Source organism: Janthinobacterium sp. DSP2-3-3 (assembly GCF_049897325.1).
Classification (GTDB): domain Bacteria; phylum Pseudomonadota; class Gammaproteobacteria; order Burkholderiales; family Burkholderiaceae_D; genus Janthinobacterium.
The window spans coordinates 174440-196683 of record NZ_JAFCWA010000006.1; the positions used below are offsets into that span (position 1 = coordinate 174440).

Sequence of the window (22244 nt, forward strand, 5' to 3'; positions counted from 1 at the left end):
CATTGCAAACCTGGTTACTGGCCTGGCGGGAAGCCTTGACCTGCATCGGCCTGGGAGTGCGCGATGCGCGCCATGCGGGGCTGTGGTGGCGCTCCGGGCTGTGGTGCATGGCGGTCGTGGCGCTGTGGCGTGCCAGTCATTGCCCTTTTTCGACTGGTGCATCTCTGGATCACGCTTGCCGTCCTTGTTCTTTGTCGACGGCGGCGCGGCGATCAGCGTGGTGTCGACTCGCGGCCCAGATCAATGCAGACAAAGGCGCGAATGGATTCGCTGTCGTAGATCGCGTCTTCGGTGCCTTCGTCCGACAAGCCGAAGCACTGCAGGGCCACGTCTATGCGCAGCATGCGCGCCAGCCCGGTTGGGAGACGACTAGCGCCTTCGACCTTCGGATAGAACGGCTCGATCAGTTTGTGCAGCTTGTCCCACGAGGTCACGCTATCGATTTCGGCCAGGAAGCGATCGCGTCGCGTCAGTTTCTTTTTTGCGGCGTATTCAAGGTCGGAAAAACTCTTTAGCATGGTCGAAAGCGGACGGTGGCGATACCGATATTGTCTCAGGTTGTACCGCCTCAGGGAGCGGTGCCAGATGAATAAATCAGCGCTTCCCTAATAAGAAAGATTTCGTTTTAGTAAATCTTATTCGAAATATTATGTACGCAAGCGTACATAATATTTTTAGTATTAATTTCAAGTTGTTACAAACTGTGAACATTTGTCCAGGACGAACCAGTATGCTTTACCTTGACGGAAGGAAATAATTTTTCATTGTAATTGGATTGCGATATTTATTTTATTTTTTATAAATTGATAAATATTCTTGTTGCATAAAATAATTTCAATTCTTTGCGAGGTTCATGTGGAATTTGACTCTATTCCTGCAGGGGAAAATAAGAATTCCGACCTTGCTTATTGGATTGAAAAAAATGATATGCAGTCTTTCCGGATGCTTCACGATGCTTCAAGTAAGCATTTATTATTTTATGCGTATAAAATTGTTAGAAATCAACACCTTGCTGAAGAGGTGCTGCAGGAAACATTTACGAGTATTTGGCTACAAGCTAACTCTTATAATGCCGATAGAGGTAGTCCTGTGACATGGATGCGAACAATCGTTAAGAATAAAGCTTTGGATGCTTTAAGGAATTCAAAGTTTTATTCAAATGCTGAAGTATTGCAAGATAGTAATAAAGAGGAAGAGCCAAGTAATTCCCTTGAGCCCGACGCGGTATTAACGGAGAAGCAGTCTTCAATGCTTATAATGAAATATTTGCGAAAGCTTAATGGTTCTCAAATGGAAGCGATTTACCTTTCTTATTACACCGGCTTGAGTCACTCAGAAGTTGCAATGATGGTGGCTGAACCTTTAGGCACTGTAAAAAATCGTATAAGACTTGGAATTTTGAGTTTGAGAAGAAGGCGAAGTGGTTTGCGGGCGGCGTAGCTGTCAAGACCAGCTTGGCTACTCGCTCCACAAAAGCAAGATAGCCTGCATGGATGCAAACTTGGGGGCGAGGGTCAGGTCCGCCATTCGTACACGGCCTGAGCAGTTGATGTTGTAGTTTGGAAAAATCGCATGCGGCGCAAAACCTAGCCAGAAGAATCGGAGAGGGTTGCGCTTGCAAGCGCAACCCGGTTTTGCGGCGCCGAGCTGCGCTCGCCGAAGTCCCGCAAAACCCCCGCGCCCGTACCGGACGCGGATTTGATGCCCGCGCTCTGCATGCATGGAATAAATAAAAAGGGCCTCCCCGCCAAAACGGGGAAGCCCTTTTATTTATTCAGTGGTGGAGACGGCGGGAATCGAACCCGCGTCCGCAAGCACTCTACAGACAGTTCTACATACTTAGCACTATCATTTAATTTAACTCAGCCAGCACGGATGTGCACGTTATGGGCAAGCGAGTTACCTATTATTTAGTCGGACGCTAAGTAACCCAGCATACGACGAGTCCCTGTAAATGACTCTAGAGCTTTTAACGGCCCACCCCAGGGACGAGGTGTTCTAGAGCTAACAGCAATTAAGCTGCCAGTGCGTACGAGTTATCGTTTGCAGTTAAGTTTTTTCAGGTTGTATTTACGAGGTAGCCCGCCCTCGGTATGCCCTGCGCTGCTTTGCAACCCACGTCGAAACCAGGTCGTCCCCACAGAACCTTCATTGTAGCGCAATCTGCACACTCTTGCATGATGCATTCGTTTGTTGGCGCGTCAGATCAAGCGGGCACCGATTTACGCCGCCAACTGCCGCGCCTGCGCCGCCTTCACCACCGCGCTGACCAGCTCCAGCAGGGTCAGTGGCGTGTCCAGCAAATGGTCGGCATTCCAGTGTTGTGGTTCGACGGCGCCGCAGTAGCCCCAGGCACAGGCGACCGTGCGCATGCCGGCGGCGCGGCCGGCCTGGATGTCGCGCAGGTCGTCGCCCACGTACCAGCAATCTTCCGGCGCAAGGTCCAGGCGGCGCGCCGCTTCCAGCAAGGGGGCGGGGTGCGGTTTCGGGTGCGCCATGGTGTCGCCCGAGATCACGCAGCCGGCGGCGCCCAGGCCGATCTGGCCCACCAACGGGTCGGTGAAACGGGCCGCCTTGTTGGTGACCACGCCCCAGGCCAGGCCCAGCGCTTGCAAGCCGTCGAGCATGGCGGGGATGCCGTCAAATAGACGGCTTTCCACGGCCAGTGCTGCTTCGTAATTGTTCAGGAAGCCATCTTTCAGGGCTTCATAGCCGCTTTCGCCTGGACCAATGCCATACGACGCGCCTATCATGCCGCGCGCGCCGGCCGAGGCCGTGGGGCGCAGGATCTCATACGGGGTCGGCGCCAGGCCGGCGCGCGCGCGCAGCAGGTTGACGGCCGCTGCCAGGTCGGGCGCGGTGTCGGCCAAGGTGCCGTCGAGGTCGAACAGGATGGCGCGCGGGGCTGGCAGATGGTCTGTGATCATGGCGGGAAAAAGTGTGTCAAGTAGGAATGAAAAATGGCGGCCGCAGCCGCCTTTATTGTGCGCGATGGTTACAGCGGCCGGGTGCAGGCCACCAGATAATTGACGCTGGTATCGCTATTAAGTGAGTAAATCTTGGTCAGCGGATTGTAGCCCATGCCGCGCATGCTGTTGATGTCCAGGCCGGCGCTGCGCGCATATTGCGACAGTTCGGCCGGGGTGATGAATTTGTCATAGTCGTGCGTGCCTTTCGGCAGCAGGCGCAGCAGGTATTCGGCGCCCAGGATGGCGAACAGATACGCTTTCGGGTTGCGGTTCAGGGTCGACAGGAAGATGTGGCCGCCCGGCTTGACCAGGGTGGCGCAGGCCTTGACGATGGCGGCGGGGTCCGGCACGTGCTCGAGCATTTCCATGCAGGTCACGACGTCGTACTGGCCCGGCTCTTCCTCGGCCATGGCTTCGGCGGCGATCAGCTTGTAGCGTACCTTGGCGCCCGATTCCAGGCTGTGCAGGTCGGCCACTTTCAGGGCCTTGTCGGACAGATCGATGCCCGTCACGTCGGCACCCTTGCGGGCCATTGATTCGGCCAGGATGCCGCCGCCGCAGCCGATGTCGATCACGCGCTTGCCGGCCAGCGGCACTTTCGCGTTGATCCATTCCAGACGCAGGGGGTTAATTTCGTGCAGGGGACGAAACTCGGAAGTGGGGTCCCACCAGCGGTGGGCCAGCTCACTGAATTTTTGGATTTCAAGAGGGTCGGCGTTCATAGGTCGAATAATAGCGGCAATTTTACAATTGGGCAGCCACGGACGAAAAAAAACCCCGCCTGGGCGGGGTTTTTCATGCTGTCCTTGACTTGCGCGATGACTTGCGGCAAGTCAGGGGCTCAGCTATTACTTGTTGCGGGTACCAACAACTTCGATTTCCACGCGACGGTTTTTCGCACGGCCTTCGGCAGTTTTGTTATCAGCAACAGGTTGTTTCTCGCCTTTGCCTTCGGTGTACACGCGGTTGCTTTCAACGCCTTTGGTGACCAGGTAGGCTTTGACAGCATCAGCACGACGTACCGACAGTTTTTGGTTGTAAGCATCGGTGCCGACGGAGTCGGTGTGACCCACAGCGATGATGACTTCCAGATTGATGCCGCCCAGTTGTGCGGTCAGCTCGTCCAGCTTGGCTTTGCCTTCTGGCTTCAGCGTAGCTTTGTCGAAATCGAAGAATGCATCAGCAGCGAAGCTGACTTTTTCCGAGGTAGGAGCAACGACGACTGGCACTGGTACGACAACTGCTGGTGCCGGTGCTGGTACGACTGGCGCTGGTGGAGCCACGCATTTGCCGTCTTGCAGGGTTTCTGGCTCTACGCACAGTGGCACGTCGCAACCTGGCACCGCGTCAGCAGGTGTCCAGTAGCCGGTGCGCCAGCACAGACCGAATGGATCGCGCACGATCACGCCGCGGGCATCTTGCACGTAAGCACTTTTTGGGCTTGGTGCTTTGATGTCAGTGGTAACTGGCGCGAATGGTGGGGAGGTTGGGGTTTGGGCCGAAGCCGAGCCAGCAATCACTGCGGATGCAGCGAAAAACAGCGTTACAAATTTATTCATTCTTTTTTCCTTTCGGGGGGTGATATCCGCAGAACAACACTGCGCTACTGGTGCTACGTGCCAAGATTTTATCATGTAGACCATATGCGCTCGTCTCAGATTGCGAAACTAGCAATTAACTTCCCAGTCATTTTGCCACACGCATCAGGGGCGCACGACCGTGGTTAAATCAAAGCTTGCCCGATTTTAGACCGCACGTTGTTTTTGCGCAACGAAAATGCTCATTTGTAACGCGTCTGTAACAATTGATCGCTTTTTTTGCCACTTTTAAGGGCAGGTGTCTTGAACTGATATTGCCATTGTGCATTATCGACAGGCCAGCGTGCACGGCACCGGTGCAAACTGTCAATATTGTCGGCATGGCCAATTTGTACAAGTAGCTGGGCGCGCATGCTAAAATCGTGCGCTTGACTGTTAAGAGTGTCGAGCAAATGCCCCCGGCGGCACTGCATGGCCAGGACGTACCCCTGCGGTACGCGTACTGGTCGTGCCGCCAGTCCGCCGATTTGCTTGGGCACTCTGCGACATGGAAGCCGGGCCGCGCCAGCAGCGCGCGGTGCGATGTCCACGACGACAGCCGCCTAGGATATGCAGTATTGCGTCATACATTGCGTAACAGATAAGTTAACCACAGCCTGAGATCAGTCGAACCGCCAATGGATCAATTCGCAAAAGAAACAATTCCTATTTCCCTCGAAGAAGAGATGCGCAAGAGCTACCTCGATTACGCCATGAGCGTGATCGTCGGTCGCGCCTTGCCCGATGCGCGTGATGGCTTGAAGCCAGTGCACCGCCGCGTCTTGTTCGCGATGCATGAAATGAATAACGTGTGGAACCGCCCTTACGTCAAGTGCGCCCGCGTGGTCGGCGAAACCATGGGTAAATACCATCCCCACGGCGATGCCTCGATCTACGACACACTGGTGCGCATGGCGCAAGATTTTTCGCTGCGCTACATGCTCGTCGATGGCCAGGGCAACTTCGGTTCCGTCGACGGCGACGGCGCCGCGGCGATGCGTTACACCGAGTGCCGCCTGGACAAGATCGCCGGCGAGCTGCTGGCCGATATCGACAAGGACACCGTCGACTTCCAGCCCAACTACGATGGCAAGGAAAAGGAACCGACGGTCTTGCCGACGCGTATCCCGAACCTGCTGATCAATGGCTCGTCCGGTATCGCCGTCGGCATGGCGACGAACATTCCACCACACAACATCACCGAAGTCATCGACGGCGCGCTGCACGTGCTGCGCAACCCCGATTGCACGATCGATGAATTGATCGAGATCATTCCCGCCCCCGATTTCCCGACCGCCGGCATCATCTATGGCGTGTCCGGCGTGCGCGACGGCTACCGCACCGGCCGTGGCCGCGTGGTGATGCGCGCCAAGACCCACTTCGAAGAATACGGCAAGGATGGCGGCCGCATCGCCATCATCGTCGACGAGCTGCCATTCCAGGTCAACAAGAAATCCTTGCTGGAACGCATCGCCGAGAACGTGCGCGACAAGAAGCTGGACGGCATTTCCGACATCCGCGACGAATCCGACAAGTCGGGCATGCGCGTGGTGATCGAGCTGAAGCGGGGCGAAGTGCCGGAAGTGGTGCTGAACAATCTGTACAAGCAGACCCAGTTGCAAGATACCTTCGGCATGAACATGGTGGCCCTGGTCGATGGCCAGCCGAAGCTGCTGAACCTCAAGCAGATGCTGCAATGCTTCCTGTCGCACCGCCGCGAAGTGGTGACGCGCCGTACCGTGTTCGAATTGCGCAAGGCGCGCGAACGGGGCCACGTGCTCGAAGGTCTGGCTGTCGCGCTGGCCAACATTGATGACTTCATCGCCATCATCAAGGCCGCGCCGACGCCGCCGATCGCCAAGGTCGAGCTGATGGCCAAGGCCTGGGATTCCTCCGTCGTGCGCGAAATGCTGGCCCGCACGGGCGACGGCACGACGCCGGGCGGCATCGATGCCTACCGTCCGGAAAACCTGCCGAAGCACTACGGCATGCAAACGGATGGCCTGTACAAGCTGTCGGACGATCAGGCGCAGGAAATTTTGCAGATGCGCCTGCAGCGCTTGACCGGCCTGGAGCAGGACAAGATCGTCAACGAATACAAGGACGTGATGGAACATATCGCCGACTTGCTCGACATCCTGGCCAAGCCGGAACGCGTCACCGTCATCATCACCGATGAAATGACGGCGGCGAAAAACGAATACGGCGCCGGCAACAAGGACGTGCGCCGCTCGCAGATCGAGCTCAATGCGACCGACCTGGAAACGGAAGACCTGATCACGCCGCAAGACATGGTCGTGACCCTGTCGCACACCGGTTACATGAAGGCGCAACCGATTTCCGAATACCGCGCGCAGAAGCGCGGTGGGCGCGGCAAGCAGGCCATGGCGACCAAAGAGGAAGACTGGATCGACCAGCTGTTCATCGCCAATACGCACGACTACATCCTGTGCTTCTCGGATCGTGGCCGCATGTACTGGCTGAAGGTGTGGGAAGTGCCGCAAGGCTCGCGCAATTCGCGCGGCAAGCCGATCGTCAACATGTTCCCGCTGCAGGACAACGAAAAGATCACCGTGATCCTGCCGCTGTCGGGCGAGAACCGCACGTTCCCGGAAGACCATTACGTCTTCATGTCAACCAGCCTGGGCACCGTCAAGAAGACGCCGCTGAAGGACTTCAGCAATCCACGCAAGGCCGGCATCATCGCGGTCGACCTGGACGACGGCGACTTCCTGATCGGCGCGGCGCTGACCGACGGCCAGCACGACGTGATGCTGTTCTCCGATTCGGGCAAGGCAGTGCGCTTCGACGAAAACGATGTGCGTCCGATGGGCCGTACGGCGCGCGGCGTGCGCGGCATGAATCTGGAAGAAGGCCAGCACGTGATCGCCCTGCTGGTGGCCGAGAACGAGCAGCAGTCGGTGCTGACGGCCACGGAAAACGGTTACGGCAAGCGTACGCCGATCACCGAGTACACGCGCCATGGCCGTGGCACGAAAGGCATGATCGCCATCCAGACCAGCGAGCGCAACGGTAGAGTGGTTGCCGCGACCCTGGTCGATACCAGCGATGAAATCATGCTGATCACCACCGGTGGCGTGCTGATACGTACCCGCGTATCGGAAATCCGCGAGATGGGCCGCGCGACGCAGGGCGTGACCCTGATCGCCGTGGAAGACGGCACCAAGCTGTCCGGCCTGCAGCGCGTGGTGGAAACGGATATCGACGAAGTCGAGCTGACGACGGAGGCGGGCACTGATGCCGCGTCGGCGGCGGCTGAACCAGCCGATCCTGTCGATCCGGCCCAGCCGGAGTAAGATGATTGGGGCTCTTTCGGGAGCCCCAATTGCTATTGGCGCGCCAGTTGCGGCGCCAGCCTGCGCGTCCCAGGTTATTCCCCCCGCTTTTATAAAGTTCCGCATGCCATGAGAAAAATCGTCGCCACCTTCTTCGCCGCGTTTTCGCTGGCCTTCCTTGCGACCCTGCCGGCTCTGGCCCAGAATGCGCAAGCCACGCCTGCCCGCCAGGCGGCGCCCAGCCCCGCCATGAAAGTGGCCGTGCGGCGCATGCTCGATGCGATGCAGTTCCCGCAGCTCACGCGCAGCATCTTCGACCAGATGCTGCAATCGGTGCCGGCCATGATCCGCCAGTCGGCGCAGCAGCAAATCAGCAGCAACCCGAAACTGGACGAGCAGCGCAAGGCGCGCGCGCTGGCCAGCGCCGAGGAGGAAATCCCCCTCGCCATCGCCACCCTGACGCAGGTACTGGCCGACCCGACCCTGATCGATGAGTTGAGCGCTGAAATGGTGCCCTTGTATGCGCGCTTTTACACGGTGCCGGAAGTCGAGCAATTGACGGCTTTTTACAAAACGCCGCTGGGACGCAAGATGCTGGCCACCATGCCGCAACTGTCGGCCGAATCGATGGCCATCAGCCAGCGCGTGCTGATCCCGCGCGTGAATGCCGTGCTTGAGCAAGTCATGCGGGCGGCCACGCAGTCGCCCCAATAACTCCATTTTTTCAAGGACAGTATCGTGACCCATCAAGCCTTAAGCCCTATCTACAACTTCTCCGCCGGCCCCGCCGTCCTGCCCAAGGAAGTGCTGGCGCATGCGGCCGCGGAAATGCAAGACTGGCATGGCAGTGGCATGTCGGTGATGGAAATGAGCCACCGTGGTCCCGAATTCATTTCCATCTATCAGCAGGCAGTGGCCGACCTGCGCGAACTGCTGGCCGTGCCCGATAACTACAAGATCCTGTTCCTGCAGGGCGGTGGCCTGGGCGAGAACGCCATCATCCCGATGAATCTGGTGGGCTTGGCCGCGCGGCAGCCGGCCACCGTCGACTTCGTGCACACGGGCTCGTGGTCGGGCAAGTCGATCCAGGAAGCGGCCAAGTATGCCAACGTCAACGTGGCCGCGTCGTCCAAGGCCGCCCGTTTCACGGGAGTGCCGCCGGTGAGTGAATGGAAGCTGACGCCGGGCGCAGCCTACCTGCACATCTGCACCAATGAAACCATCGACGGCGTGGAATTCCAGCAGGCGCCGAACGTGCCGGCAGGCACCACCATCGTGGCCGACATGTCCTCGCACATTTTGTCGCGCGTGATTGACGTATCGCAATACGGCGTGATCTTCGGCGGCGCGCAAAAGAATATCGGCCCGGCCGGCCTGACGCTTGTCATCGTGCGCGAAGACTTGCTGGGCAAGGCCTTGCCGATCTGCCCGTCCGCGTTTGACTGGAGCATCGTTGCCGAACATGAATCGATGTACAACACGCCGCCCACCTACGGCATCTATATCGCCGGCCTGGTTTTCCAGTGGCTCAAACGCCAAGGTGGCGTGGCAGCCATGGAACAGCGTAATATTGAGAAAGCGGCGCTGCTGTACGCGGCGCTCGATGCGGACGACTTCTACCAGAACCGGGTCGACCCGGCGTACCGCTCGCGCATGACCATCCCGTTCTATCTGCGCGACGAAAGCTTGAACGACGCATTCCTGGCCGGCGCCAAGCAGCGCGGCCTGCTGCAATTGAAGGGCCACAAGTCCGTCGGCGGCATGCGTGCATCGATCTATAACGCGATGCCGATCGAGGGCGTGCAAGCCCTGGTCAACTATTTGAACGAGTTTGCCGGACGCTGAGTCGCATAGACGACCGCGCCGGCCCGCCGCCGGCGCAGGCCGCGCGGCCATGATTGAAGTACCGCTGACGAAACAAACAACCATGACCGATAAATTGAAACCGCTGCGCGAACAGATCGATGCGATCGACGCGCAAATCCTCGAGCTGCTGAACCGCCGCGCGCAAATCGCCCAGCAAGTGGGCCACGTGAAGGCCGAAACGCAGGCGCCCGTGTTCCGCCCCGAGCGCGAAGCCCAGGTGCTGCGCGGCGTAGCCGAGCGCAATCCCGGCCCCATGGGCGACCGAGAAGTGCAGACCATCTTCCGCGAAATCATGTCGTCGTGCCGCTCGCTGGAAAAGCGCGTCACCGTGGCGTATCTTGGCCCGGCCGGCACCTTCAGCGAACAGGCCGTGTACCAACAGTTCGGCAGCGCCGTCGAAGGCTTGCCGTGCGCGTCCATCGATGAAGTGTTCCGCTCGGCCGAGGCGGGGACGGCGGATTTCGGTGTGGTGCCGATCGAGAATTCCTCGGAAGGCGCCGTCAACCGCACGCTCGACATGATGCTGCAAACTAGCCTCATCATCAGCGGCGAGGTGGCGATTGCCGTGCACCACAGCCTGATGACGAAGAGCGGCAATATGGACGGCGTCACCTCCATCTGCGCCCATTCGCAGGCGCTGGCGCAGTGCCAGGTGTGGCTGAACCAGAATTACCCGCACGTCGCGCGCCACGCCGTGGCCTCGAACGCCGAAGCGGCCCGCATGGCCGGCGAAGATGGCACGGTGGCGGCCATCGCCAGCGAACTGGCCGGCGCGCAGTACAAGCTGGGCGTGGTCAAGGGCCATATCCAGGACGACCCGCACAACCGCACGCGCTTCGCCGTCGTGGGCACCTTGCAGACGGCGCCGTCGGGCAAGGACCAGACCTCGCTGGTGCTGGCCGTGCCGAACAAGGCGGGCGCCGTGTACCAGCTGCTCGCACCCCTGGCGAAGCACGGCGTGTCGATGACGCGCTTCGAGTCCCGCCCGGCGCGCATGGGCAGCTGGGAGTATTATTTCTATGTCGACGTGGAGGGCCATGTGCACGACGCGGCCGTCGCCCAAGCGCTGGCCGAGCTGCAAAGCAATGCGGCGTTTTTCAAGGTGCTGGGGTCGTATCCGGTCAGCCTGTGAAGTTGTAGCTATTCTAACAATTACCCACTTTTTTAAAGAGCACCATGTCTAAAAATATCGGTCCAGAATACGTCCGCGCCATCGCCCCTTACCAGAGCGGCAAACCGATCGCCGAAGTCGCGCGCGAATTCGGCCTCGACGAGGCAGCCATCGTCAAGCTGGCGTCGAATGAAAACCCGTACGGCATGCCGGCATCGGCCAAGCAGGCGATGATCGCCGCCATCGATGACCTGGGCCGCTATCCGGACGCCAACGGCTTTGACTTGAAAGCCGTGCTGTCCAAGCGTTATGACGTGCCGGCCGACTGGATCACCCTGGGCAACGGCAGCAACGACATCCTGGAAATCGCCGCGCACGCGTTTGTGCAGCATGGGCAATCCGTCGTCTACTCGCAGTATTCGTTTGCCGTGTACGCGCTGGCCACGCAAGGCCTGGGCGCGCGCCACATCGTCGTGCCGGCGCAAGCCTATGGCCATGACCTGGATGCGATGGCGGCGGCGATTGCCGACGACACGCGCTTGATCTTCATCGCCAACCCGAACAACCCGACCGGCACTTTCCTTTCGGCCGCGCAGCTCGAAGCGTTCCTGCAAAAAGTGCCGCAGCACGTGGTGGTGGTGTTGGACGAAGCCTACAACGAATTCCTCTCGGCCGACGACCAGTACGAGTCGACGGCGTGGGTGCGCCAGTATCCAAACCTGGTGGTCTCGCGCACCCTGTCGAAGGCGTATGGCCTGGCTGGCCTGCGCATCGGCTTCGCCATCGCCCAGCCGGTGTTGACGGACTTGATGAACCGCATCCGCCAGCCGTTCAATGTCAATTCGCTGGCGCAGGCGGCGGCGATTGCCGCCCTGAACGACAAGGCATTCCTTGAGCAAAGCGCGCGCAACAACGCGGCCGGCTACCAGCAGTTTACGGAAGCGTTCACGCAGCTGGGCCTGGAATTCGTGCCGTCGCACGGCAATTTCGTGCTGGTGAAGGTGGGCGACGATGACGGTGCCGGCGCTAGAGTCAACCTGGCGCTGCTGAAGCAGGGCGTGATCGTGCGCCCCGTGGGCAGCTACGGCTTGCCGCAATGGCTGCGCATTTCCATCGGCCTGCCGCAGGAAAACGCCATCTTCATCGCCGCGCTGACGAAAGCGCTGGCTTGACGATATGACGACGCCGGCACTGAACAAGGTAGTTATCTTTGGCGTAGGCCTGATCGGCGGCTCGTTCGCGCGCGCCTTGAAACACGCGGGTGCGGTCGGCACGGTGGTTGGCATGGGCCGCTCGCCGGCATCGATGGCGCGCGCGCTCGAACTGGGCATCATCGACGAGATCGGCGGCGACATGGCCAGTGCCATGGCCGGTGCCGACCTGGTGTTGCTGGCCGCGCCCGTGGCGCAAACGGGCGCTATCCTGGCGTCCATCGCGCCGCATTTGCAACCGGGCACCATCGTCACCGATGCGGGCAGCACGAAAAGCGACGTGGTGGCGGCCGCGCGCGCGGCGCTCGGTGGCAAGGTGGGGCAATTCGTGCCCGGCCACCCGATCGCTGGACGTGAGACGAATGGTCCCGATGCGGCCATCATCGATCTGTATCAAGGCAAGAAAGTGGTGCTCACGCCGCTGACGGAAAACGCCGCGGCTGATGTGGAACTGGTGGCTGGCGCGTGGCGCGCCTGCGGCGCCATCCTGCACACCTTGAGCCCCGAAGACCATGACAAGGTGTTTGCCGCCGTCAGCCATCTGCCGCATTTGCTGGCCTTTGCGCTGGTCGACGACATCGCCAATAAGCCACACGCGGGCCTGCTGTTTCAATACGCGGCCAGCGGCTTTCGCGACTTTACGCGCATCGCTGGCTCATCGCCGGAAATGTGGCGCGACATCAGCCTGGCCAACCAGCCGGCGCTGCTGCACGAACTGGACGCCTACCTGGCGCAGTTGACGATCTTGCGCGCCCACCTGGCAGCGAACGACGGCGCCGCCATCGAAGGCGTGTATGCGAACGCCCAGCACGCGCGGCAGCAATGGATCGAGGCGATTGAAACGGCGGAAATTCCGGCCGCGCCCACACGATAAATACTCAAGGATTCCAGCATGACCCAGACCAAGCACTACCCCCACCATATCGATTTGAAGCCGGTGATGCATGCCGAAGGCACGGTGCGTTTGCCCGGTTCGAAAAGCATTTCCAATCGCGTGCTACTGCTGGCCGCGCTGGCCAAGGGCACGACAAAGATCATCGACTTGCTCGCCTCCGACGACACCTTCGTCATGCTCACGGCATTGACCTCGCTGGGCGTCAAATGGACGCAGGATGAATTGACGGGCGACCCGGCCTCTGCCCACCAGGTGCATCACGTGGAAGGCTGCGGCGGCGTCTTCCCGCACCACGAGGCCGACCTGTTCATGGGCAACGCAGGCACGGCGATCCGCCCGCTGACGGCGGCCTTGGCCGTCATCGGCGGCGATTACACCTTGCACGGCGTGTCGCGCATGCACGAGCGCCCGATCGGCGACCTGGTCGACGCGCTGAATGCCGTCGGCACGCAGATCGAATACACGGGCGAGCAGGGCTTCCCGCCGCTGCGCATCCGCCGCGGCCACATCCACGCGCAGCGCATCGCCGTGCGCGGCAACGTGTCGAGCCAGTTTTTGACGGCCCTGCTGATGGCGGCGCCGCTGATGGCGCGCGACCATGCGGTGACCATCGATGTCACGGGCGAGCTGATCTCGAAGCCCTACATCGAGATCACGCTGAACCTGATGCGCCGCTTCGGCGTGACGATCGAGCATGACGGCTGGCAGTCGTTCACCGTGCAGCCGGGCCAGCAATATCAAAGCCCGGGCACTATCCACGTCGAAGGCGACGCTTCGTCGGCCTCGTATTTCCTGGCGGCCGGCGCCATCGGCGGTGGTCCCGTACGCGTGGAAGGCGTGGGACGCGACAGCATCCAGGGCGACGTGCGTTTCGTGGAAGCCTTGCAGCAGATGGGCGCGACCATCACCATGGGCGAGAACTGGATCGAGGCCCGCTCGAAGGGCGTGCTGAAAGCCGTCGACATGGATTTCAATCATATTCCCGATGCGGCCATGACGATCGCCGTGGCCGCCCTGTACGCGGACGGCACTTCGACCTTGCGCAATATCGCCAGCTGGCGGGTGAAGGAAACGGACCGCCTGGCTGCCATGGCGACGGAATTGCGCAAGCTGGGTGCCGAAGTGGAAGAGGGCGCGGACTACCTGCGCGTGACGCCGCCGGCGCAAATCGCCGCTGCCACCATCGATACGTATGACGACCATCGCATGGCCATGTGCTTCTCGCTCGCTTCGCTCGATGGCGCCGCGCGCCGTGGCAATGAGATGCGCATCAATGACCCGAAATGCGTAGCCAAGACCTTCCCCGAGTATTTCGCCGCGTTTGCGGGGATTGCCAAAGACACCTTGATTTAATTGATTGTTTAATACTATGTCGACCTCCAACATTCCAGTCATCGCCATCGACGGCCCCACCGCTTCCGGCAAGGGCACGGTGGCGCACCGCGTGGCCGACAAGCTGGGCTTTCATTACCTTGACTCGGGCGCGCTGTACCGGCTGACGGCGCTGACGGCGCTGCGCCGTGGCACGGACTTGCGCGACGAGCATGCGCTGGCCAAGCTGGCCGAGCACTTGCCTTGCCATTTTGCAGGCGGCGAGATCTTGCTGGCGCAGGAAAACGTCACCGAGCAGATCCGTGCCGAAGAAGTGGGCAATACGGCGTCAAAGATTGCCGTATTGCCAACGGTGCGCCAGGCCCTGGTCAGCTTGCAGCTGGGTTTTCGCAAGACGCCGGGCCTGGTGGCCGACGGACGCGACATGGGCACGGTGATCTTTCCGCATGCCCCATTGAAGGTGTTCCTCACCGCCAGCGTCGAGGCGCGCGCGCAACGGCGCTACAAGCAATTGATAGACAAGGGTTTTTCTGCTAATATGGAAGACCTTCTGATGGATTTGCAGGCGCGGGACGAACGTGATACTCACCGTGCGATTGCGCCGCTGGTCCCCGCGGAAGGGGCGCATGTCCTCGATACATCGGCCATGACGGCAGATGTTGCCGTTGAAACCGTGTTGAAATGGTATGCGTTGGTTGCAAAATGAGTTGCAAAATGGTGTGATTTTTATGCTATGTGGTGCCCGTTGACGGCTCCTGGCCTGTCCGGGTGTGTCAAAAACCTAACCCAGTTTAAGTCGCGTCGTGCGATCTCTGCTGGATAACCTGTGTGAACCCTATGTCTACTGTTACAACTAACGAATCTACCGGTATGGAAAGTTTTGCTGCGCTCTTCGAGGAATCGTTGTCGCGTCAAGATATGCGCTCCGGCGAAGTTATTTCCGCTGAAGTCGTGCGCCTCGACCACAATTTCGTGATCGTCAACGCCGGCCTCAAATCCGAAGCATTCATCCCTGTCGAAGAATTCAAGAACGACCACGGCGAACTGGAAGTCAAAGTTGGCGACTTCGTTTCCGTGGCGATCGAATCGCTGGAAAATGGTTTCGGCGATACCATCCTGTCGCGCGATAAAGCCAAACGTCTGGCTTCGTGGCTGGCTCTGGAAAAAGCGATGGAATCGGGCGAAATCGTCGTCGGTACCGTCAATGGTAAAGTCAAAGGCGGTCTGACCGTGTTGACCAACGGCATCCGCGCATTCCTGCCGGGCTCGCTGGTTGATACCCGTCCTGTCAAAGACACCACCCCATTCGAAGGCAAAACCCTCGAATTCAAGGTCATCAAACTGGACCGCAAGCGTAACAACGTGGTTCTGTCCCGCCGCGCCGTCATCGAAGCTTCGATGGGCGAAGAGCGTCAGAAACTGATGGAAACGCTGAAAGAAGGCACGGTCGTGACCGGCGTCGTCAAAAATATCACCGACTACGGCGCGTTCGTGGATCTGGGCGGTATCGATGGCTTGCTGCACATCACCGACCTGGCATGGCGCCGTGTACGTCACCCGTCGGAAGTACTGACGGTTGGCCAGGAAATCACCGCCAAAGTCTTGAAATACGATCAAGAGAAAAACCGTGTTTCGCTGGGCGTGAAACAACTGGGCGACGATCCTTGGACCGGTCTGTCCCGTCGTTACCCACAAAGCACCCGTCTGTTCGGTAAAGTAACGAACCTGACCGACTACGGCGCATTCGTGGAAGTGGAACAGGGTATCGAAGGTCTGGTACACGTTTCCGAAATGGACTGGACGAACAAAAACGTTGCTCCTAACAAAGTTGTCCAACTGGGCGACGAAGTAGAAGTCATGGTTCTGGAAATCGACGAAGAGCGTCGTCGTATTTCGCTGGGTATGAAACAGTGCAAAGCCAACCCTTGGGATGACTTTGGCGTTACCCACAAGAAGGGCGATAAAGTCCGCGGCGCGATCAAATCGATCACCGACTTCGGCGTGTTCATCGGCCTGGCCGGCAACATCGACGGTCTGGTGCACCTGTCCGACCTGTCCTGGACCGAAACCGGCGAAGAAGCCGTGCGTCGCTTCAAGAAAGGTGACGAACTGGAAGCCATCGTTCTGGCCATCGACGTTGAGCGCGAGCGCGTTTCCCTGGGCGTCAAGCAACTGGAAGGTGACCCATTCAATAACTTCGCAGCCATGAACGACAAAGGCTCGCTGGTAACCGGTACCGTTAAATCGGTTGAGCCTAAAGGCGCCGTGATCCAACTGTCCGAAGAAGTTGAAGGCTACCTGCGCGCTTCCGAAATCTCGCGCGACCGCGTTGAAGATGCTGGTACGCACCTGAAAGTCGGCGATACCGTCGAAGCGATGGTGTTGAACATCGACCGCAAAGCCCGTGGTATCCAACTGTCGATCAAAGCGAAAGACAACGTTGAAACCCAGGAAGCCATGCAGAAGATGGCAGCTACCGACAACAACGCAGCTTCGGGCACCACCAGCCTGGGCGCCTTGTTGAAAGCTAAGTTCGATAACAAGAACTAAGACTGCGGATACGGCAGATGACAAAGTCCGAGCTGATCAACCGCCTTGCTGAGCGTTATTCTCAGCTGGTGGCGAAAGATGCGGAGTATGCCGTCAAAACCATTCTCGATGCGATGACCAACGCCCTGGCGACCGGTCAGCGTATCGAGATCCGCGGTTTTGGCAGTTTTGCCCTGAACAGCAGGCCCCCGCGCATCGGTCGCAACCCGAAATCCGGCGACAAAGTGATGGTGCCTGAAAAACGGGTACCCCACTTCAAACCGGGCAAACAGTTGCGCGAGCGGGTGGACGCGATGGTCGGGCAACCGATAATCGAGGATTAATCGTCTGCTGGAAGGCGACATAGAAAGCGGCGTCCTTGGATGCCGCTTTTTTTTGTTAATATGCTGAGAATACCTGACATAAGCTACTGCGCGTCGCGCTTTGCGGCCTGCGATGCTCACCGTACTTCAGTACGGTTGCGCTTCTTGGCCACAAATCACTGACGCTCGCTACGCTTCTGCCAGGCATTCCAAGGTTGTGCCATACGGGCATTTTTTGTACTTTCTGGGCGTATCGATGAAAATCATCTCCACCATCGTTGGCTGTGTTCTTTTCGTCCTGTTCTTCAGTTTTGCGCTGAAGAATGCGCAGGTTGTCGACCTGCATGTTTTCCTTAATTATGAAATTCGCGGCCCCCTGGTCTTGATGCTGCTGGGCTTTTTTGTCGCCGGCGCCAGCCTGGGCGTACTAGCTCTGACGCCGACCGTGTTCCGTCACCGCCGCGAAGCGACCAAGCAAAAAACCACCATTGCCGCGCTGCAGACCGTTGGCGTGCCCAGCAATGTCCAGCCGCAACCGGACAGCGTGAGCGCGCAGTAATCGGCGCCGTCGCTCCTATCTCTCTTACTCGAATAAAAACAATCGCATGGATTTTGAACTCTGGTGGCTCTTGGGTATCCCGGTGTTTTTCGCGCTGGGCTGGATTGCCGCGCGTGTTGACATTCATCAACTGGTGTCCGAATCGCGCAGCCTGCCGCGCAATTACTTCAAGGGCTTGAATTTCCTGCTCAATGAGCAGCATGACAAGGCCATCGATGCCTTCATCGAAGTCGTCAAGCTGGACCCGGAATCGGCCGATATGCACTTTGCGCTGGGCAACCTGTTCCGCCGCCGCGGCGAGACGGAGCGCGCCATCCGCGTGCACCAGAACTTGCTGGCGCGCCCGGACCTGCCGCTGGAACAGCAAGGCCATGCCGCCTATGAGCTGGGCATGGATTACCTGAAGGCGGGCTTGCTGGACCGCGCCGAAGAAACCTTCAACAGCCTGGTTGACACGCAATATGCGGCCCAGGCGCGCCGCGCCCTGCTGGAAATCTACCAGCGCGAAAAGGAATGGCCACGCGCCATCGAAGCGGCCGTGGGTTTGCAGGAATCGGGCGCCGGCGCGCGCCAGAAGGAAATCGCCCAGTTCTATTGCGAGCTGGCGCATGACGCTTTGGTACACATGAGGCCGGACGACGCCATGCCGCTGCTGGAAAAAGCCCTGCAGACGGACCGCAAGAGCGTGCGCGCCACCATCCTGACGGGTGACGTGCTGCTGGCGCGCGGCGACGTGGAAGGCGCGCTGATTACCTGGCGCCGCGTGGAGCAGCAAAGCGTGCCGCACGTGGCACTGGTGGCGCAGCGCCTGATGGATGGCTACACCAAGGTGGGCCGTGCTCAAGAGGGTGTGAACCTGTTGCGCTCCTACCTGGAAGAGGCGTCGTCGATTGACTTGATCGAAGTCGTCTTCAAGGCCGTCATCGAACTCGACGGCGTGGAAGCGGCGAAGCAGCTGGTCAGCGCCGAGCTGCGCCGTACGCCGACCCTGCTGGGCCTGGATAAACTGCTGGAAGCGCGCATGATGGATGCGCCGGCCGCGATCTGGTCCGAGCTGTCGATGGTGAAAAACCTCGTGCACGGCTACACGCAGAAGCTGGCCCGCTACCAGTGCAGCCACTGCGGCTTCAAGGCGCGCCAGTTTTACTGGCACTGCCCGGGCTGCAACCGCTGGGAAACCTATCCTCCACGCCGCACGGAAGAACTCAACGTCATGAATTAGTCGTGCCCACCACAGGGCCCATTGCTGCGTTGCAGCGCCTCGCCGTACTATTCGTACTGTCTTCGGCGCCGCGCCTTGCCCTGAACCCTGTGCTGCGCACTTGTAGGTCAGAGATATATATTACAAATACGGCACAACCATGAAAATCACCATTATCGGCACGGGCTATGTGGGCCTCGTGACGGGCGCCTGCCTGGCGGAACTGGGCAACGACGTCTTTTGCCTCGACCTGGACGCACAAAAGGTCGCCTTGCTCAACAGCGGCGGCATCCCCATCCATGAACCGGGCCTGGAAGAAGTCGTGGCGCGCAACCGCGCCGCCGGGCGCATGACCTTTTCCACCGACGTCGAGGCCGCTGCCGCGCACGGCGTGATGCAATTCATTGCCGTCGGCACGCCGCCCGATGAAGACGGCTCGGCCGACCTGCAATACGTGCTGGCGGCCGCGCGCGGCATCGGCAAGTACATGACGGATTTCAAGGTCATCGTCGACAAGTCCACCGTGCCCGTCGGCACGGCTGAAAAAGTGCGCTCCGCCATCCAGGGCGAACTGGACACGCGCGGTGTGGCCGCCACGTTCTCGGTCGCGTCGAACCCGGAATTTCTCAAGGAAGGTGCGGCCGTCGAAGATTTCATGCGCCCGGACCGCATCGTCATCGGCGTCGATGCGACGCCGGACGGCGAGCGCGCGCGCGAATTGCTGAAAAGCCTGTACGCGCCGTTCAACCGCAACCACGAACGCACTTACTGGATGGACGTGCGTTCGGCCGAATTCACGAAGTATGCGGCGAATGCCATGCTGGCCACGCGTATTTCCTTCATGAATGAACTGGCCAACCTGGCCGACAAGGTGGGCGTCGACATCGAGGCCGTGCGCCACGGCATCGGTTCCGACCCACGTATCGGCCACAGCTTCCTGTACGCCGGTTGCGGCTATGGCGGTTCCTGCTTCCCGAAAGACGTGCAGGCGCTCGAGCGCACGGCGCGCGGCCACGGTCAGGAATTGCTCATCCTGCGTGCCGTCGAAGCCGTCAACGACCAGCAGAAGCAGGTGCTGGGCCGGAAAGTGGTCACACGCTTCGGTGCAGATCTGACGGGCCGGCATTTTGCCGTATGGGGGCTGGCCTTCAAGCCGAACACGGACGATATGCGCGAAGCGTCGGCCCGTGTCCTGCTGGTCGACTTGCTGGGGCGCGGCGCCACGGTAGCCGTCTACGATCCTGTCGCCATGACCGAGGCAAAGCGGGTGCTGCAACTGGACTTGACGCCCGAGCAATTGGCGAAGGTGCGCTTTGCCGACAGCCCGCTCGACGCCTTGACGGATGCCGATGCGCTGGCCATCGTGACCGAATGGAAAGCCTTCCGCAGCCCGGATTTCGAGCAGATCAAGGTGCGCCTGAAGCAGGCCGTTATCTTTGACGGGCGCAACCTGTTCGAGCCGGCCGTCATGGCCGAGGCGGGCATCGAATACCACGGGATCGGTCGTTCGATCCTGACACGCGCATGAGTGCCCATGAGGTGGCAACCTTGACGGCGCCGGCGGCGTTGGCCCAGGTACGTCTGCTGGTGGTGGGCGATGTGATGCTGGACCGCTACTGGTTCGGCGACGTCAGCCGTATTTCGCCGGAAGCGCCCGTGCCCATCGTGCGCATCGAGAAGCGCGAAGAGCGCCTGGGGGGCGCGGCCAACGTGGCGCGCAACGCGGCCGCGCTGGGAGCGAAGACGAGCTTGCTAGGCGTGGTCGGCGACGACGAGGCTGGCAGCCAGGTCGAGCGCCTGCTCGAAGGCGGCGGCATCCACAGCTATCTGCAGCGCGATGCGGCCATTTCCACCATCATCAAGCTGCGCGTGATTGGCCGCCAGCAGCAAATGCTGCGCATCGACTTCGAGGATGCGCCCAGCGATACGGTGCTGCGCGACAAGCTCAAGCAATTCAATGCCCTCTTGCCGCACTACGACGTGGTGATCTTGTCGGACTACGCCAAGGGCAGCCTGGTGAACGTGGCCGAGATGATCAAGGCCGCCAGGGCTGCCGGCAAGATCGTCATGGTCGACCCGAAAGGCGATGATTTCAAACGCTATGCGGGAGCGTCAGTGCTTACTCCGAATAAGTCCGAACTGCGCCGCGTGATCGGCAACTGGAGCACGGAAGAGCAATTGACGGAACGCGCGCAGCAGATGCGCGCGCAGCTGGGCCTGGAAGCCTTGCTGCTGACCCGCTCGGAAGAGGGCATGAGCTTGTACACGGCCGATGAGGTGCTGCACATGCCTACCGATGCGCGCGAAGTGTTTGACGTCTCGGGCGCCGGCGACACGGTGATCGCCACCATGGCGGCCATGCTGGGCGCCGGCATGGGCCTGGGCGACGCCGTGCGCACGGCCAACCGGGCTGGCGGCATCGTCGTCGGCAAGCTGGGCACGGCCACGGTTACCCGCGAAGAGCTGTTCCCGCAATAGTCCGCTGTATTACACCTTCTACCTGCGCTGCATCGTTTGATCTGGCGCAGGTTTTCCCCTGCTTCCGTTGTCCCGTCTTGTCAACCGTATCACGCCACAGCCGTTAAAGCCCTTAAGGCGCTGCTCCTCCCTTGCGTTCGAGTCATCTTGAAACCACATCACGGAGAGATACCCATGTTCAAAAAAATACTGCTGGCCATCGCCACCCTGATCGCGACGATGGGCTTTGCCTTTGCCCAGGTCGATGTCAACAAGGCGGACCAGGCGGCACTCGACAGCGTCAAGGGCATCGGCCCCGTCACGTCGAAAGCCATCGTCGATGAACGCGCCAAGGGCGGCGCCTTCAAGGATTGGGCCGATTTCGAAAGCCGCGTGAAGGGCATCGGCCCGAAAAGCGCCGAGAAACTGTCGGAAGCGGGCTTGCAGGTGAATGGCCAGGCCAAGTCCGGCGCGCCAGCGGCCCCGGTGGCGAAAGCTGCCCCGGCAAAAGCTGCTGTGAAGGAAGTTGCAGCGAAAGACGCCGCACCGAAGCCAGCTGCTGCGACCGATACCGCTGCGGCACCAGCCAAGACAGCCGCTGAAACGAAGAAAGAAGCGGCTGCCGCGAAGAAAGAAGCCAAGGCCGCCGCTGCCGCCGCGAAGAAAGAAGCAGCCGCTGCCAAGGTGGTGCCTGCTGCAGCGCCTGCCCCTGCTGCCGCAGCGGCCGATGCCACGCTCGTGAAAACGGCTGCCGAAACGAAAAAGGAAGCCGCTGCTGCGAAGAAGGCGGCAACGGCCGCCAAGAAAGAAGCCAAGGCTGCGGAAACGGCTGCGAAGAAGGAAGCAAAATTGGCTGCAGCCGATGCGAAGAAGGTTGAAGCCGAGAAAAAGTAAGCGTGTTGCTGTAAAGCGTGTTGC

The 22244-nt window shown here is 60.0% G+C and carries 19 protein-coding genes, 1 other RNA gene and 1 pseudogene; 16 read left to right on the forward strand and 5 right to left on the reverse strand.

Annotated elements, in window-relative coordinates:
* Positions 1-129 precede the first annotated feature (129 nt).
* Positions 130-518 (reverse strand): annotated as a pseudogene (locus ACP7DE_RS14225) (IS5/IS1182 family transposase); the annotation flags it as partial.
* 337 nt (positions 519-855) lie between these two features.
* On the opposite strand from ACP7DE_RS14225, the gene ACP7DE_RS14230 reads away from it, so the two are divergent.
* Positions 856-1440: an RNA polymerase sigma factor gene (locus tag ACP7DE_RS14230; protein WP_426072711.1), complete on the forward strand. Its 585-nt coding sequence runs from the start codon at positions 856-858 to the stop codon at positions 1438-1440.
* Positions 1441-1778: 338 nt separating this feature from the next.
* Here ACP7DE_RS14230 and ssrA read toward each other — a convergent pair.
* The 4 genes from ssrA to ompA all read right to left on the reverse strand — a co-directional run bounded on the left by ssrA (position 1779) and on the right by ompA (position 4528).
* Positions 1779-2139: a transfer-messenger RNA gene (gene ssrA, locus ACP7DE_RS14235) on the reverse strand.
* An 83-nt stretch (positions 2140-2222) separates the two neighbouring features.
* The gene (locus ACP7DE_RS14240) at positions 2223-2927 is read right to left on the reverse strand and encodes an HAD family hydrolase (protein WP_426072712.1); all 705 of its coding nucleotides are present in this window, start codon (positions 2925-2927) and stop codon (positions 2223-2225) included.
* Positions 2928-2995: 68 nt separating this feature from the next.
* Entirely contained in the window at positions 2996-3691 is a 696-nt protein-coding gene (ubiG, locus tag ACP7DE_RS14245; protein ID WP_102121618.1) for a bifunctional 2-polyprenyl-6-hydroxyphenol methylase/3-demethylubiquinol 3-O-methyltransferase UbiG, read from the reverse strand.
* 126 nt (positions 3692-3817) lie between these two features.
* On the reverse strand, positions 3818-4528 hold the full coding sequence (ompA, locus tag ACP7DE_RS14250; protein ID WP_102121617.1) for an outer membrane protein OmpA: 711 nt from the start codon (positions 4526-4528) through the stop codon (positions 3818-3820).
* 656 nt (positions 4529-5184) lie between these two features.
* Here ompA and gyrA point away from each other — a divergent pair.
* The 15 genes from gyrA (at position 5185) to ACP7DE_RS14325 (ending at position 22220) form a co-directional block, all read left to right on the forward strand.
* Complete coding sequence (gene gyrA, locus ACP7DE_RS14255) at positions 5185-7863, forward strand: DNA gyrase subunit A (protein ID WP_426072713.1); 2679 nt, start codon at positions 5185-5187, stop codon at positions 7861-7863.
* Positions 7864-7971: 108 nt separating this feature from the next.
* Complete coding sequence (locus ACP7DE_RS14260) at positions 7972-8556, forward strand: DUF2059 domain-containing protein (protein ID WP_426072714.1); 585 nt, start codon at positions 7972-7974, stop codon at positions 8554-8556.
* Between the two features lie 24 nt (positions 8557-8580).
* Positions 8581-9687 carry a 3-phosphoserine/phosphohydroxythreonine transaminase gene (serC, locus tag ACP7DE_RS14265; protein WP_426072715.1) on the forward strand — a complete coding sequence of 369 codons (1107 nt, stop codon included), beginning with the start codon at positions 8581-8583 and terminating at the stop codon, positions 9685-9687.
* An 82-nt stretch (positions 9688-9769) separates the two neighbouring features.
* Positions 9770-10840, forward strand: a complete 1071-nt coding sequence (pheA, locus tag ACP7DE_RS14270; protein WP_070257597.1) for a prephenate dehydratase — start codon at positions 9770-9772, stop codon at positions 10838-10840.
* A 44-nt stretch (positions 10841-10884) separates the two neighbouring features.
* The gene (gene hisC, locus ACP7DE_RS14275) at positions 10885-11991 is read left to right on the forward strand and encodes a histidinol-phosphate transaminase (protein ID WP_426072716.1); all 1107 of its coding nucleotides are present in this window, start codon (positions 10885-10887) and stop codon (positions 11989-11991) included.
* A gap of 4 nt (positions 11992-11995) precedes the next feature.
* Positions 11996-12904 carry a prephenate dehydrogenase gene (locus ACP7DE_RS14280; RefSeq protein WP_426072717.1) on the forward strand — a complete coding sequence of 303 codons (909 nt, stop codon included), beginning with the start codon at positions 11996-11998 and terminating at the stop codon, positions 12902-12904.
* Between the two features lie 18 nt (positions 12905-12922).
* Positions 12923-14278: a 3-phosphoshikimate 1-carboxyvinyltransferase gene (gene aroA, locus ACP7DE_RS14285; RefSeq protein ID WP_426072718.1), complete on the forward strand. Its 1356-nt coding sequence runs from the start codon at positions 12923-12925 to the stop codon at positions 14276-14278.
* Between the two features lie 16 nt (positions 14279-14294).
* A complete protein-coding gene (gene cmk / locus ACP7DE_RS14290; protein ID WP_426072719.1) occupies positions 14295-14963 on the forward strand; it encodes a (d)CMP kinase in 669 nt (222 codons plus the stop codon).
* A gap of 131 nt (positions 14964-15094) precedes the next feature.
* The gene (gene rpsA, locus ACP7DE_RS14295; protein WP_071650172.1) at positions 15095-16807 is read left to right on the forward strand and encodes a 30S ribosomal protein S1; all 1713 of its coding nucleotides are present in this window, start codon (positions 15095-15097) and stop codon (positions 16805-16807) included.
* 17 nt (positions 16808-16824) lie between these two features.
* A complete protein-coding gene (locus tag ACP7DE_RS14300; protein WP_008446215.1) occupies positions 16825-17130 on the forward strand; it encodes an integration host factor subunit beta in 306 nt (101 codons plus the stop codon).
* A 235-nt stretch (positions 17131-17365) separates the two neighbouring features.
* Positions 17366-17668 (forward strand): LapA family protein, encoded by a 303-nt coding sequence (locus tag ACP7DE_RS14305; protein WP_426072856.1) that lies wholly within the window; start codon positions 17366-17368, stop codon positions 17666-17668.
* Positions 17669-17714: 46 nt separating this feature from the next.
* Entirely contained in the window at positions 17715-18890 is a 1176-nt protein-coding gene (gene lapB / locus ACP7DE_RS14310; RefSeq protein WP_426072720.1) for a lipopolysaccharide assembly protein LapB, read from the forward strand.
* A 139-nt stretch (positions 18891-19029) separates the two neighbouring features.
* A complete protein-coding gene (locus ACP7DE_RS14315) occupies positions 19030-20397 on the forward strand; it encodes a UDP-glucose dehydrogenase family protein (protein WP_426072721.1) in 1368 nt (455 codons plus the stop codon).
* A complete protein-coding gene (rfaE1, locus tag ACP7DE_RS14320) occupies positions 20394-21347 on the forward strand; it encodes a D-glycero-beta-D-manno-heptose-7-phosphate kinase (RefSeq protein ID WP_426072722.1) in 954 nt (317 codons plus the stop codon). Before ACP7DE_RS14315 ends, rfaE1 begins: the two co-directional genes overlap by 4 nt.
* A 174-nt stretch (positions 21348-21521) precedes the next feature.
* On the forward strand, positions 21522-22220 hold the full coding sequence (locus ACP7DE_RS14325; protein ID WP_426072723.1) for a ComEA family DNA-binding protein: 699 nt from the start codon (positions 21522-21524) through the stop codon (positions 22218-22220).
* Positions 22221-22244 lie beyond the last annotated feature (24 nt).

What these genes read in the sequence shown, in the direction of transcription:
- ACP7DE_RS14240 (WP_426072712.1), bottom strand. Translation starts at nt 2,927, where the DNA reads ATGATCACAGACCATCTGCCAGCCCCGCGCGCCATCCTGTTCGACCTC.
- ubiG (WP_102121618.1), bottom strand. Translation starts at nt 3,691, where the DNA reads ATGAACGCCGACCCTCTTGAAATCCAAAAATTCAGTGAGCTGGCCCAC.
- ompA (WP_102121617.1), bottom strand. Translation starts at nt 4,528, where the DNA reads ATGAATAAATTTGTAACGCTGTTTTTCGCTGCATCCGCAGTGATTGCT.
- gyrA (WP_426072713.1), top strand. Translation starts at nt 5,185, where the DNA reads ATGGATCAATTCGCAAAAGAAACAATTCCTATTTCCCTCGAAGAAGAG.
- ACP7DE_RS14260 (WP_426072714.1), top strand. Translation starts at nt 7,972, where the DNA reads ATGAGAAAAATCGTCGCCACCTTCTTCGCCGCGTTTTCGCTGGCCTTC.
- pheA (WP_070257597.1), top strand. Translation starts at nt 9,770, where the DNA reads ATGACCGATAAATTGAAACCGCTGCGCGAACAGATCGATGCGATCGAC.
- hisC (WP_426072716.1), top strand. Translation starts at nt 10,885, where the DNA reads ATGTCTAAAAATATCGGTCCAGAATACGTCCGCGCCATCGCCCCTTAC.
- ACP7DE_RS14280 (WP_426072717.1), top strand. Translation starts at nt 11,996, where the DNA reads ATGACGACGCCGGCACTGAACAAGGTAGTTATCTTTGGCGTAGGCCTG.
- aroA (WP_426072718.1), top strand. Translation starts at nt 12,923, where the DNA reads ATGACCCAGACCAAGCACTACCCCCACCATATCGATTTGAAGCCGGTG.
- cmk (WP_426072719.1), top strand. Translation starts at nt 14,295, where the DNA reads ATGTCGACCTCCAACATTCCAGTCATCGCCATCGACGGCCCCACCGCT.
- rpsA (WP_071650172.1), top strand. Translation starts at nt 15,095, where the DNA reads ATGTCTACTGTTACAACTAACGAATCTACCGGTATGGAAAGTTTTGCT.
- ACP7DE_RS14300 (WP_008446215.1), top strand. Translation starts at nt 16,825, where the DNA reads ATGACAAAGTCCGAGCTGATCAACCGCCTTGCTGAGCGTTATTCTCAG.
- ACP7DE_RS14305 (WP_426072856.1), top strand. Translation starts at nt 17,366, where the DNA reads ATGAAAATCATCTCCACCATCGTTGGCTGTGTTCTTTTCGTCCTGTTC.
- lapB (WP_426072720.1), top strand. Translation starts at nt 17,715, where the DNA reads ATGGATTTTGAACTCTGGTGGCTCTTGGGTATCCCGGTGTTTTTCGCG.
- ACP7DE_RS14315 (WP_426072721.1), top strand. Translation starts at nt 19,030, where the DNA reads ATGAAAATCACCATTATCGGCACGGGCTATGTGGGCCTCGTGACGGGC.
- rfaE1 (WP_426072722.1), top strand. Translation starts at nt 20,394, where the DNA reads ATGAGTGCCCATGAGGTGGCAACCTTGACGGCGCCGGCGGCGTTGGCC.
- ACP7DE_RS14325 (WP_426072723.1), top strand. Translation starts at nt 21,522, where the DNA reads ATGTTCAAAAAAATACTGCTGGCCATCGCCACCCTGATCGCGACGATG.